A 13,069-nucleotide genomic window follows, 5' to 3' on the forward strand; every position below is an offset into this window, starting at 1 on the left:
GGGAATAGCTCAGTTGGTAGAGCACGACCTTGCCAAGGTCGGGGTCGCGAGTTCGAGTCTCGTTTCCCGCTCCAAATCGAAAACGCCCTCTCAATCGAGAGGGCGTTTTTTTATGCCTGGAATTTGATGGCTGTGCGGTTTGAGCCTTGTGGGGCGTCAATCGAGCACTGTGAACGCATCGCAACCGCCTTGTTCACGATATTTTTCATCCCCAGCCTAGTAGTTCAATCAGTTTCCCCGCTCCACCTCCTGTGTCGAAATAGTAGCGTTGAATAGGGCTTCGTTTGTAAGTCGTTATTCGATGTTCTTGCTGATTGTTTCGATATTTAATTGGAAGGGTGGAAAACTATGTCTGGCTATTCTGAAAAAGAATTGGTGGCGTGGATGAAGGAGAAGGATGAACATAATATAGATAAAATGTTCGGTTGGGGGATTATTGCGGCTGTGCAACGCGTGAAGGCCAATCATGTGATATTACAGGCGTATATCAGGCACTTCGAGAGAGGTTCATATATTGAACCACAGTCCGGTGAAGTCCAGACCGATGGAGGTAATAAGTACATAATCGAAAACGCTGTATTGGATGTGCCTCGGATGTCGTTCGAAAATGCCCGTCTGCTCGATTCAAAGTCGCGCTTGCGCATGGCGATGGTGGGGGGGAATCTCGTTGAAATTGAAGAAAAAGTTAGGGCTGTGGTGCGTTCGATAGCGCAATATGGTCCGATATTACGCCCTGAACTGCAGATGGACCTTGCGTTGACGGAAGCGAATGGCCATGTGGCAGCCGGTGGGGAAATTTACCTCAACCTGGCGAAGGCCACTAATTTTCTGTTCAATTTTGGCGGGGTGCCGGAGGCGCAAGCGAAACTGGGCGCGTTCTTCGAGAAGAAGTTCAAGGCGCTGCCTGAGGAAAAATGTATCTATCAGTTGGGGCGCATTATGCCGGGCGGTAACGAAGCGATGCGCCCGGATGAGTTCATGTTGGTCACTCACCCGCGTGACCCCGAGAACCTGGACGGTGAAGGGGCCATTATCAGTTTAATTAAGTTGGAAGGGGATAAACGCGGGACGATCCCCAGTGACGACACCCAATTAAAATACTTGATTCCTAATGATGCCGGTAAAGACTACTCGGCTACCGTGATGCTTGGCAGTAGGCGTCTGGCACTAGGGCAGATGATGCACGCGCTGCGGGAGGTAATCGAGGACGCGACATTTGAACTCGAATACAAAGACGAAGGCGGGCAGCGATTGCTCACTGGGGCCAAGCTGACTAAAGGAGAGCTCAGGATCCCGGCGCAGGATGTTGAAATCACCCATGATGCAGGTGCTTTGTTTAGGGAACTCATTGCTTCGATTCACATTGATAGTATTCATTGTGACCTGGCGAACAGCTTAAAAATTAAATTTGGCGCTGATGGGGTCATAGAGCTCGATATGGAGCTCATGGGGTGGGTCACGTGTAAGACAACGAACGTGAGAAGTAAAAACGGATACGGGTTTCTCGAATGGTGGGTAAAGGTACATGGTATTGATTTGGAAAGACTGTATAAATCTAGTTCCGAAACATTTGTAGCTGATGTCTCTGCGGGTTATAAACTGGTTGCGGACGAGGGCGGTAAACTAGAAAAACAATACTTTGAATATAAGCCGCGTTATCTGGCGTCGCACGCTGATCCAGCGTCGGCATGTGCAGGTCCAGCTAAAGATGATGAGGCGGATTCAGAGACATCAAGTGAGGATTTGACTTTGCCTGAATTCTTGCTGACTATTCTTGCGACGGCTCAGTTACTTACGATCCTCCGGCTTTTTTACGAGGTCGGAGCAATTCCGAATGCTACCTCCGTTCGCGGCGTGCTCGAAGATACATTAAATAAGACTTTCTCGTTACCCTCTACAGTCAAAACCCTTATCGATGACACGATAAAATTCAACTTCGGCAATGCGATCATCGCCGATAACACCCATTTGCCTTCGGGTGCCGTGGCATTCGGCAGGGTCAACCCTAATACCATCAGCTTCGTCATTGATGACCTGGAACCTATCCTAGGGAGCGGTCAAAAACATAAGTTCAATACAGTGCCTGCCCGAAAGGGGTTGACATGGCGAGTTGAGTCCCTGGGCGGGCAGGCTGGCACTATTACCCCAGACGGTGAGTACACCGCGCCAGAGGCCGAACATATCGATGGCCTATTCACGCGAGTACGAGTGGTTGCCACGGATGGTCAATTCGAAAGTTCAGCATTGGCCACCGTGGTTCGCCAGAGTCTTATGATCACCCCCTTGGTAGCAACAACCTGGGGCTATGAAAAGGGCACTGCCGAGGGCGATAAAAAGACCGTTGACTTGCAGGTTGGCGCATTGGGTGCGGCGGCAGACTTTGAATGGGGCTTCGAGAATGACAATCCCCACGGTACGCTAAAAAAATCTGAAGCTACAACAGCAGCAATTACCTATGTAGCAGGCCCCGAGTTAAAGGACAAAGACTTCGTTATCGATGTTATATCGGCGCGTAATATAGCCACTGGCGAGAAGGTCGAAAGTGTTATCGTCACCGAGGCTGCTGTCCCGACCCTGAGCCTGGAAACTATCGACACCAATGTCGATGAGGGTACTGTCAGTTTTCGCGCCAAGTTACTTAGAATGGATGTTACTGACCGGACTGAGTTTAAGATAGCCTATGGGTCAGGCGAATTCAAAGGCGCTACTTATACTGTCGACAAATCGAAGCCTGCGTCGTTCGTCATAGTGACTGGTGAATGTGATGGTTACGCGAGTTTCATCATCATACCCCTGCCGCTGGCTAAAAATACTCGGGCACTCGAGGCCCTTCGCGTAAAGGCTAATTGAAAATGACATATACTATAAATCCAGACCTGCTCGCCTGGGTGTATGAGCACCCAAACTTGTATGGCTTCGATACATTGACCACCGTTTCGGTCGATCAGCTCAATACTGCTATTGAGAAAGAGCACCGGATTCGCTTGAGCACTGAGAAAGTACTTGTCGATATTAGCGGCCGCATCTCCGATGGGGTGGGCAATATTGACTATCACTTGGCGGGCTATCACATGGCGGCACCTTCGCTGGAAACGCCCACCGCTACCAGGTTCGTTATAACCAGCCAGTTGGACAGTGGCGTGCAGGTTCAAACAAGGAGTGGCGAAGTGGAGTCGGTGTCGCAACACGATGCACTGGATTCCCTGCCGCTGAGCTGCGCTGTGATGTTAAGCACGACTGTTTCAGCTTCGCAGTTGCAGTTGGATGTGGCTCAAGGTTTGGAGATGCGACTGGGCATGAGCGAGTACGACGCGCTGAATAAGCGTGGTGGTGAGTTCATCCAGGCACTGATGAAAGAACAAGCGCAGCTCAATGAGCCATATGTTTTGGTGGGCATGGGGCAGGGTGCGGACAGTGCTGTGGACATGAAGCGCATCGACTTGCGAGTACAGAAAGACTCCAAGGGCGAGCAGCGTGATCTGCTGCTGTGGGGGGTGACGCAACTGGGCAAGACAGGGGTGATTCCGCACGATGCTCATGTTCCAGGGCTCGATCCTGCTGTCAACACGAGCGTGGTCAGTGAGCCCTTGTTGTATCGCGTCAGTTATGGTCAAGGTCTTTCGAAGTTGCTCGTGGATGGCGAGTTCGAAGAGCGACGGGATTTGAACGACATGCTGGTTGGCCTGAACGCCACGGCCGGGCATTTGGCCGTCCCAACGTCCAAGTACCAAAGCGCCGAGTTCGCCTTCGTGTGCGAAGCGTTCACGGTTCCGGCAGTGGGGCTGTCGGTCAACTTTGAAAAAAACGGAGTCGATCAGGCCTGGAAGTCGCAGTGCATCGTTAAGTTGCGTTACGTCCCTCTGTTGGGGGGCGATACAAAGGAGTTCACGGTCACCTTCCAATTGGATCTGACGCACCGCTTCGACCTGCTCAAAGGCCAACGCCAACCCGGTTACATTCTTCAGGGGCAACTCTACTCGCCTTGGTCGGCCAATGCGCAAGTCACCGCTCTCTCTGGCTTGCCCGGTGAAATTAAAGGCCCTGAGCGTGCACAGATCGAAGAGTTCGTCTCGCATGCGGTCAAGCGTGCGATCGTTTCCGGCCTGTCGAAAAGGCTGAGCGCGGACGTACCGGAACGCTGGTTGGCCGGTGTGCAGATAGGGGCAGACCAGGGGATGTTCCTGCAGGCAGCGGATGTCACGCCAAGCAACGATGTGGTCATGATCACGACGCCCACCGAGTTTCGTGTCGAGCCCAGCAATGTCGTGGTGCTGGCGGGTGGGGAATGTGATGTGCGTCTGGTTCCGCCGCGATCGAATGTCTACTGGGAGGTCCAAAGTATATCCGTCAGCGCCGACGATCCAGGGACGATGCTCAAAAACCGGGGAGAGGAAGGGATCTATCTGGCCGCGCCAGCTTCCTCTCTGGATGGCAAGCCGAGCAAAGTACTGGTACTGGCGAAGGATGAGGAGTCGAGCGAGGTGCTGGCTTCGGCGTTGGTGACCACTGTGCCTCGGGCCGTGACGGTGAATCCAATGATTCATACCTGTTACACGACAACAGAACTGACCCTTACTGCGGGGTCGTTGGCGGGCGGTAATCTGGAGTGGGACAAGACGGGTGTGAAAGGTACGCTGACCCCCGAACAGGGTGGCAAGCGTTGTCATTACAAGCCGGCCCCTGCAGACGACGAGATATATGTCCTCGACAAGATACAGGTAAAGGACTCTGAAACGGGAGATCAATGCACGGTCTATGTATTGGTGATACATGATGAAGTAACTGTGAAGGTCAAGGCGATTCCTCAGGAGGACGGCAGCCTTGCGTTGGAGGCCTATGTTTTGAACAAGCCGTTCGACAAGGTGAAATGGTCATTACCCATTGAAGGTCAAGGCACCATCGACAATGGGAGGTATGTGCCTGCCGATGCCCATAAGGCGGGGTTTGTCCTGATTTTTGCCGAAGGCACATATGACGACAGCATTGCTGTGAGTGGCCATTTGATCTTGCCATGGCCATTGACCGATTTTCCTGCGCTCACCCAACAACTGCTTGCGCCTGGCGCATGATCGTGCGTGCTGGTTGCTGACACCATTCAAGGAGATCCGGAAAATGTCCGGCAATTCTATCGAGCACGTGCTCGAAACCATGAAAGCAATCAACGTGACCCTGGGATGGGGCGCGTTGGCTGTCTATAACCGCAGTTGTATGAACGACCTGCTCAAGCGCCATTATCTGGAGCGGTTGCATGACTTGCGTTCGTTGCCGCTGTTCGAGGCGATGATCGACCCTGACGGGCAGGGGCGCACGCAGGTGCAGGCTATCGAATTCGGTATGCCGACCCTGTCCTTCGCCACTGCCTCGGCCGGTGGCCGGCGCGTGCAGGTGACCCTGCCGATCCTGTCGGGGACCTACCGGCGTGAAGGGCAGTACGCCGATGGCGAGCAGCACTATTTCGTCATCAATGAAGCCATGGGCTATGCGGTGCAAGCCGATGTCGATCTGGAGGTGCTCTCCTACAAGGAGCGTTGGGGCCTCGTGCTCGATCTGCGCAATGTGTCGCGTGTACGTTGCAATCTGGGTGTGGCCGATGACCGCCTGCCCGCTGAGCTGGCGCGATGGTTCCGCGATTTGCCTGACTACCAGAGCCAGTTCGCCCTGGTGAATGTCGATCGTCAGGGCGATGAACCCTGGACACCGACCGGCATGCGGGTATACACCCAGGCGGCGCCTGGTTCGCAGGCGCCCGACGCGGCCAACCATGGGCAAGGTGCGCTCTTGGTGTTCTTCAAGGTCAAGGCAAGAGCGCGCGAGGGCTTTGCGCCGACGGATACTTTCCCCTACCTGGTCGTGGATGAGCAGGGGATCGAACCCTATCCAGCGGCTCTGGTGCAGGACCGGGCGTTGAATCATCTGCAGGGCAGCCTGTCGCAAAAACTGTGGTACCAGCCGAGCCCGTACGGCTTCGCCGAGCGCGCCAGGCATGTGCCGTTCGATACCGTCATGTTCGGTGACCTGCTGCCACTTGGGCCGTCGTTCACCGTGGAAGCACCTCGCTACACGATGATGGTGGGCCGCAGTTACGACTTCATCATGCGCGACCAACACGGCAAGGCCGTCCAGGCCTCACGCTGGACGGTAAGCGGTCTTGATGCGTCGGGCTCTGGGGAATATGGGCATATCGATGCGAAGGATGGCCGCTACCGGTTTGAATCGGTCGAGCGCCTCAAGCCGGGTGGGCAGGCCATCATGGTGACCGCCGAGCTGTACCAAGATGGCATGTTCTACAAGGCGTCGGCACGCGCACGGGTATCGGTCGAGTTTTTCGAGCTGCAGCCGGAAGTCGCGTTCATCTCCCCCAAGGCACCGATCGAGCTGCAGATGGCCGGGGTGGGGCCAGGTTATGCCTGGCGACTGCTGGGTGAACGTAATGGCCAGCTACAGTTGCACAACTTCAAGCAGGCGACGTTCATCCCCGACGCTGCCGCCAAGCGCAAGGGGCTGGTCATTCAGCAAGTGGGGGTCGACAGCAAACACCGTCGCAGGTTCTCGATTGTCATGGCCAATGGGCCGCAGCTGTTGTCTGTCCGGCCTGGGGTGTTCCGAAAGGTCGGGTACCGAGATTCGTTGCGCCTGGAGGAGCAGGACACCAGTTTCATGCCGGAGGCGAAACGGTGTTGGCGGCTGTTTGGCGTCGGTGAGTTGAGTGAGGATGGGCTCTTTACCGCACCGGCCAGCGGTGCCCCGGGCTTTTCCGTGGTGACCTGCGAGATCGAGCACGGCGGTGTGGTGCTGGCAACAGGGTATAACGTGCTGGAAGTTGGCAGGCTGTAGACCAGGCTGCTCTGCGTCCCCTCACGGGCAAGCCCGCTCTCACAGGGATTTCGCAAGTCTTGAAAGCGGCGCAATCTCGGTGGGAGCTGGCGACAGCCTGCGATGGGCTGCGAAGCAGCCCCAAGCCCTCAAAGCACGTCAGTGCTTCGGGGTTTGCTCCGGTAGGCTCAGCAATTGTTTTTGCTGGTTCCAGTCGAAGGGCTCACCCTTCTGTTCAGCTTCGTAGCGCAGGTCTTCCAACTGTTGGTAAACGCTGAGCTCCTCGTCCGGCATGAAGTGCAGGCAGTCGCCACCGAAGAACCACAACAGGTCGCGTGGCACCAGGTGGGCGATCTGTGGGTAGCGCTGGATCACCTGGCAGATCAGGTCCTGGCCCAGGTACTGGCTTTCCAGCGGGTCCTGGGGCAGCAGGGTGAGCAGTTCGTCGAAGCGCTCGAGGAACAGGGCGTGGCTCTCCTCCGGTACCTGCTCGGCCTCGCCCAGGGCCGCCAGTATGGTGCGCAGGTGCTGGAGCAGTTGCAGGTGATATTCCAGGTGCGGGTTGGCCATGGAAAGGTCCTCGGTATGGCTGAAACGGGGGGCGGAGTATACGCCGGTTGTTCGGTTTGTGCCTTGGGGCAGGCCTTGAAAGGGTGATGTCTGTAAGATCGAGCGCCGCCCGCGCGGCGCGGGATCTCACCGGCACCGAAACGCCTGTGGCGAACTCAGCGCACTTTATCCGGTACCGCCTGCAATGCCTCCTTCTCGAACGCATCCACATCGATGACCCGCCGCCGCGCCGCCTCGGCCTCGTGCAGCCGTTGGCCTTCATCGGCCTGCAACACACCGGCCTCGACTGCCGCATCGATGGCCGACTGGCCAGGAGCGGTGTGTAGCCTGCCGTCCTTGATCGCCTCATGCACGGCCTTGTGCAAGGGGGCGCATGCGTCCAGCAGATCACAGGCACGTTGCAATGCCGCCACCGGGTCGCCTTCCGCGCTGGGGCGCAGGCAGCCGGCCAGCAGCTCTTCGAGTGCCGGGTCGCCTTTGCTCCGGCCGATCAGCGCCGCCACCTCTGCATCCAGTTCATCGCTCGGGCCGGTATGGCGGCGGCCGAAGGGGAACACCAGCACGCGCAGGGCACAGCCGATGAAGCGGTTGGGGAAGTTGTCGAGCAACCGGTCCAGGGCATGTTCCGCCTGGCCCAGGCTTTCCTCCAGGGCCCAGCGCAGCAAAGGCTGCATATGCTCGGGCGAGCCCAGGTCGTGGTAGCGCTTGAGCGCCGCCGAGCTCAGGTACAGGTAGCTCAGTACATCGCCCAAGCGGGCGCTGAGTCGTTCACGGCGCTTGAGCGCCCCGCCCAGGAGCATCATCGACAGGTCGGCCAGCAGGGCGAAGGCGGCGGCCTGGCGGTTCAGGGCGCGGAAGTACCCTTGGCTCAGCGCATCCCCCGGCACCTTCTCGAAGTGGCCCAGGCCCAGCCCCAGTACCCAGGTACTGGCAGCGTTGCCTGCGGCGAACAGGATGTGCTTCATCAATAGGTCGTCGAACTCCCGCAGGGCCTGCTCCTGGTCCGGGCGAGCGGCGAGGGCCATTTCGTCGAGCACGAACGGATGGCAACGGATGGCACCCTGGCCGAAGATCATCAGGTTGCGCGAAAGAATGTTGGCCCCCTCTACGGTGATGAAGATCGGTGCGCCCAGCCAATTGCGCGCCAGGTAGTTGTTCGGGCCCATGATGATGCCCTTGCCGCCGTGCACATCCATGGCGTGCTGGATGCATTCACGGCCGCGCTCGGTGAGGTGGTACTTGAGGATGGCCGACAGCACCGAGGGTTTTTCGCCCAGGTCCACGGCCAGGGCGGTGAGCAGGCGTGCGCTGTCCATCAGCCAGGCGTTGCCGCCGATCCGTGCCAAGGACTCCTGGATGCCTTCGAAGGCCGCCAGTGGCACGTTGAACTGCTCGCGCAGGTTGGCGTACTGCCCGGTCACAAGGCTGGTGTACTTGGCCGCGCCGGTGCCTACCGCCGGCAGCGAGATGGAGCGCCCCACCGACAGGCAGTTCATCAGCATCATCCAGCCCTTGCCGAGCATGGCCTGGCCGCCGATCAGCAAGTCCAATGGGATGAACACATCCTTGCCGCTGTTGGGGCCGTTCATGAACGCGGCGCCCAGGGGCAAATGGCGTTTGCCGATTTGCACGCCGGGCAGGTCGGTGGGAATCAAGGCCAGACTGATACCCAGGTCTTCTTCCTCCCCCAGCAGGTGGTCCGGGTCGTAGGCCTTGAATGCCAGGCCGAGCAAGGTCGCCACCGGGCCGAGGGTGATGTAGCGCTTTTCCCAGTTCAGGCGCAGGCCGATGACTTCTTCGCCTTGCCACTGGCCTTTGCACACCACGCCGGTGTCGGGCATGGCGCCCGCGTCGGAGCCTGCCAGGGGGCCTGTGAGGGCGAAGCAGGGGATCTCCTCGCCACGCGCCAGCCGAGGCAGGTAATGGTTGCGTTGCGCCTCGGTGCCATAGTGCAGCAGCAATTCGGCCGGGCCGAGGGAGTTGGGCACCATCACCGTGGAGGCCAGGTCACCGCTGCGGGTGGCCAGCTTCATGGCCACCTGGGAGTGGGCATAAGCGGAAAAACCCTTTCCGCCGTAGTCCTTGGGAATGATCAGGGCGAAGAAGCCCTGTTCCTTGATGTAGGCCCAGGCCTGCGGCGGCAGGTCCAGGTCCTGGCCGATCTGCCAGTCGCTGACCATTGTGCAGAGGGTCTCGGCCGGGCCGTCGATGAAGGCTTGCTCTTCATCGGTGAGCTTGGGTACCGGGTAGTCGAGCAAGGTGTGCCAGGCCGGGCGGCCGCTGAACAGCTGGCCGTCCCACCACACGGTGCCTGCGTCGATCGCCTCGCGTTCGGTGCGCGACATCGGCGGCAGGGTGCGTTGGAACCAGCGGAACACCGGTTCGGTGAACAGCGTGCGGCGCCAGTCGTGCAGCACCAGGAAGGCGGCCTTGCAGGCCAGGGCCAGCCACAGCACTGCCAGCAGCCAGCCTGGGCAATCGCTCCAGATGCCCATCGCCAGCACGTAGGCCGCGACGGCCCCGAGGATCTGCAGCGGCGCCAGCCGCCTGTGCGTGAGGTACGCCGTGCCGACCACCAGTAATAGCAACCACAACAGCAACATAGATAGTCCTCCATGGAACCTGGTTTTTGAACGGATCTATTCAGCTTAGCCATGAACAGCGGCTTGCCTGGCAAAGTCCAGGGTCAGGTGTTCACTGGCAGACTTGCTAGCTGTTGTGGGCTGCGAGGGGCATGTAGAACAGCGGGCTCATTGCGCCGGCGAACGCCGCGCATTCCATACCACGCCATAAAGGATGCCGTGTTCATGAGTAACGACTTCGCAGCCCCAGAAATACCCGCGTTGGACGGGGGAGAATCGCTCGACTTGAAGAGCTTGAATGGTAATGACCTGGACGTGTTGTTCACGTACGACGAGATCGACGAAAACGACTATTGCATCATTAACTTTCGCGGTCGCTCTGCCGACGGGCGTAATCTGGTCTACAAAGGAGGTGGGAGAGTCGGAGAGCTGGATGACCGAAAATACGCAACGATGTGGATTCCAAACGCCCAATTGGAGGAGCTCTCAGGCGGTTGGGGATTCGTATCGGTCGATCAGGACGATGGATTCGGCAAGCTGACGGAGTCTGGCCTGGCGTTTTTCTATGTGGACAAGGCGGCGGATACGGTTAGAACGCTGCCACCGGCTCAAGTCATCGGTGGCAACGGCTTGCGTATCGATCGGGATCGGGAGCCGGGTGACGCTATGGTCGTGGTCGGGCCTTATGCGGCCATGGCCGTTGACGATAAGGTAAAGTACTTCTGGTACGGTCAGGACAAGCATGGCAAACCGCTTGGCCCGATCAGCCTGCAACATGTGATTACTGCCCAGGACATTGGGAAACCGCTTCTCTGGCTTCTGGATGGCAACGAGTTGCACTTGGCCAGCGAGGGGCAAGGGGAGGTGAGCTATACGATCGACTACGCCGATTCTGCAACGGGCAGTCAGTCCCCAAGGCAATTATTGCGTATTGTCCAGGGTGAACCCGAAGGGCCGAAACTGCCGAGCCCGCGCATCGAAGGCCTCACTGGAGATCATGTGGATCCGGGGGCGTATCCCGACGGTATCGTTGTCCAGGCCGACGACTATGGCATGCAGTTGGACGATGAGGTCGTGCTGCACGTATATGGTCGGGCGCCCACAACCTGTGTGGTGCAGGTGGATGTCAGCATTCTGCAGAGCGGCAAGATCAGGTTCGGCCTGGGGCATGATTGGCTGCAGGCCAACACCAGCGGGCGGGTCACGCTTGTCTATCAATTCAGCCGGTTGGGCACTTTGCAGGTGAGCGAAGCGCTGTCCCTGACCATCGGCACGGCACCGGTCTTGCCAGCACCCACCGTGGACGGTGTTGAGTTCGAGGGGGACGCAAAGGGCTCGCTGACTCCGGAAAGGGCCGTGAACGTACGTATTCCTAAGGAGGTAGAGGCCAGGAAGTTCGAGATGATCGCGGTCAACCGAATGGGGGACCGCTTCCCTGCCAACCCGACCCTGGGGGGCGACAAGACTTTCCAGTTTCCAATGGAAGTAATAGCCGCCAACCTGGGCCAACGCCTCGAGCTTTTCTATTCGTTCAAGCATGATGATGGAACTGTCGAATACTCGAAGGCCTACGACCTGGGCATCAGGAACGTTGTGAACCCTAACCACTTCAAGAGGATCGAATGCAAGGCTGCCAAGGAGGGGAAGTTGTCTTTGAGCACAGTGCCGGAAGAGGGCGTATTGCTGGAATTGCCTATGTGGCAGTTCAGCCGCCCGGAGCAGCCGGTTCGTATCCAGGCGATGGGGCACGATGCGGGTGGGGCGATGTTGCCGGTCGAGATCGTGCGTGACGACCTGCCTTTGACGCTCGCAGAGCGCCAGGCTGGCAAAGTGCAGGCCTATATGGCCAAGCGCTTCGTGCAAAGCCTGAAACTCAATGACACCTTCCGTATCCATGCGGCGGTCAGCTTTGATGAAGGACGCTCCTTCAAGACCTTACCGGCGCTGGTACTGACATTGGTGCCTTGAGTTACCTATTGCGGTAAGCCTTGGGCCCGGCGTTGGCCGGGCCTTTTCCAGAGGTTATCGATAGCTGATGGTGAACTTCAGTGCGCCGTTTGCCGAGCCCGGCTTGATTTTTTCGGCGGGCAGCGTCTGGTAATAATGGGCCTTGAAGGCGAGGCGGGTGATGCCTTTGGTCAAGTTAGCCATGTCCTCTTCTGTCTCCAGCGGCATCGGGGTTCCGTCGCCTTTGAGGATCTGTATGCCAACGCCTTCGGCGTCTGAATCGTCGGTGAGGGTGAAAACCCCGGGCTTACCCGATATGGGTGTCGAACCGTCGATGCCCTCGAGTGTGATGGCGACGCGCGTCATGCCCTTAGGGTCGCTTTCGCAATTGGTCAACTCGATCGCGAAATCTGTCGAGGCGGTGGTATGGTCAATCCCCTTGAACTCCGATTTTGGCCAGCGTTGCAACTGCACGACGGCGGGGCTGGAGGTTGTGGGTACGGTGCATGGGTTGCTGACGACGCGGCTGGTCAACCGGTAGTCCATGAACTGGCCGCCGATGCTAGTGCTGGCTCTGAACAAGGGGGTGTCGATGTAGTGCACACCCGGCGCGATGTCGCCAATCTTGACCAGTTGAATCCTGTGGAGCAGCGTCGTGAGCACCATCTGGTTCCCTCCGGTGTTTCCGAGGGTACCCGTGAAGGGTACAGAGCTGTTGTCGGTTGGTTTGAAATAATTGTTTGCGCCCCCGGTAAACGGGACGCCGAGCTGCACTGCGACGCCAATGCCGGCAACATTGGTTTCCATTACCCGCACGCCTCCAGGACCGGGGACGGTTGACTCCCCGGTTAGCGTGTCGACGTTCAAGTTTATGGGGTTCGTGTCGTCGTCATTCTCACAGGTGAATTTCGTACCTGAAATGGGGGGTAGGTTGTCTTGCCTGACCGCACTAATTGCTTCACCGGGGCGAAGGCTGGCATCGACTTTGACGATGTCGGGAAGCGCGTACTCATAACTGAGCTGACCGCTATCCAAGGTGCAGTAGCGAGCGGCCATGGCAAGTGGGGCGTGTCCGAGCGTCATCAGCAGTGCTGGTAATAACAGGGCGACGGGTCGATTCATTGGATGCTCCAGGGCATGTCAGCAGGTTCAGGCAT

Annotated in this window: 7 protein-coding genes; 4 read left to right on the forward strand and 3 right to left on the reverse strand. The window is 58.0% G+C overall.

Translation table 11 applies throughout. From position 1 onward, the window contains the following. The first annotated feature begins 348 nt into the window (after window positions 1–348). The 3 genes from AC1MHZ_RS22405 to AC1MHZ_RS22415 all read left to right on the forward strand — a co-directional run bounded on the left by AC1MHZ_RS22405 (window position 349) and on the right by AC1MHZ_RS22415 (window position 6,834). Window positions 349–2,850, forward strand: coding sequence for a hypothetical protein (locus AC1MHZ_RS22405; RefSeq protein WP_482966938.1), 2,502 nt, complete (start codon window positions 349–351; stop codon window positions 2,848–2,850). 56 nt (window positions 2,851–2,906) lie between these two features. Continuing rightward, entirely contained in the window at window positions 2,907–5,069 is a 2,163-nt protein-coding gene (locus tag AC1MHZ_RS22410) for a hypothetical protein (RefSeq protein ID WP_482966939.1), read from the forward strand. A 79-nt stretch (window positions 5,070–5,148) separates the two neighbouring features. Beyond that, window positions 5,149–6,834: a hypothetical protein gene (locus AC1MHZ_RS22415; RefSeq protein WP_482966940.1), complete on the forward strand. Its 1,686-nt coding sequence runs from the start codon at window positions 5,149–5,151 to the stop codon at window positions 6,832–6,834. Between the two features lie 138 nt (window positions 6,835–6,972). On the opposite strand, the gene AC1MHZ_RS22420 is transcribed toward AC1MHZ_RS22415, so the two are convergent. Together AC1MHZ_RS22420 and AC1MHZ_RS22425 are read right to left on the reverse strand one after the other, a co-directional pair. After that, window positions 6,973–7,383 (reverse strand): PA2817 family protein, encoded by a 411-nt coding sequence (locus tag AC1MHZ_RS22420; RefSeq protein ID WP_465001851.1) that lies wholly within the window; start codon window positions 7,381–7,383, stop codon window positions 6,973–6,975. Window positions 7,384–7,538: 155 nt separating this feature from the next. Next, window positions 7,539–9,986 (reverse strand): acyl-CoA dehydrogenase, encoded by a 2,448-nt coding sequence (locus AC1MHZ_RS22425; RefSeq protein WP_465001852.1) that lies wholly within the window; start codon window positions 9,984–9,986, stop codon window positions 7,539–7,541. Between the two features lie 204 nt (window positions 9,987–10,190). Between AC1MHZ_RS22425 and AC1MHZ_RS22430 the strand changes: the two genes are divergently transcribed. Beyond that, a complete protein-coding gene (locus AC1MHZ_RS22430; RefSeq protein WP_482966941.1) occupies window positions 10,191–11,933 on the forward strand; it encodes a hypothetical protein in 1,743 nt (580 codons plus the stop codon). 54 nt (window positions 11,934–11,987) lie between these two features. Here the strand turns inward: AC1MHZ_RS22430 and AC1MHZ_RS22435 are convergent, their stop codons facing one another. Next, window positions 11,988–13,034 (reverse strand): fimbrial protein, encoded by a 1,047-nt coding sequence (locus AC1MHZ_RS22435; protein ID WP_482966942.1) that lies wholly within the window; start codon window positions 13,032–13,034, stop codon window positions 11,988–11,990. Between the last annotated feature and the right edge of the window lie 35 nt (window positions 13,035–13,069).

The organism is Pseudomonas sp. FA-1, from assembly GCF_056856075.1.

Excerpts from the sequence above, each read along its gene's own strand:
- AC1MHZ_RS22415 (WP_482966940.1), top strand. The coding sequence starts at position 5,149 with ATGAAAGCAATCAACGTGACCCTGGGATGGGGCGCGTTGGCTGTCTAT.
- AC1MHZ_RS22425 (WP_465001852.1), bottom strand. The coding sequence starts at position 9,986 with ATGTTGCTGTTGTGGTTGCTATTACTGGTGGTCGGCACGGCGTACCTC.
- AC1MHZ_RS22405 (WP_482966938.1), top strand. The coding sequence starts at position 349 with ATGTCTGGCTATTCTGAAAAAGAATTGGTGGCGTGGATGAAGGAGAAG.
- AC1MHZ_RS22420 (WP_465001851.1), bottom strand. The coding sequence starts at position 7,383 with ATGGCCAACCCGCACCTGGAATATCACCTGCAACTGCTCCAGCACCTG.
- AC1MHZ_RS22435 (WP_482966942.1), bottom strand. The coding sequence starts at position 13,034 with ATGAATCGACCCGTCGCCCTGTTATTACCAGCACTGCTGATGACGCTC.
- AC1MHZ_RS22430 (WP_482966941.1), top strand. The coding sequence starts at position 10,191 with ATGAGTAACGACTTCGCAGCCCCAGAAATACCCGCGTTGGACGGGGGA.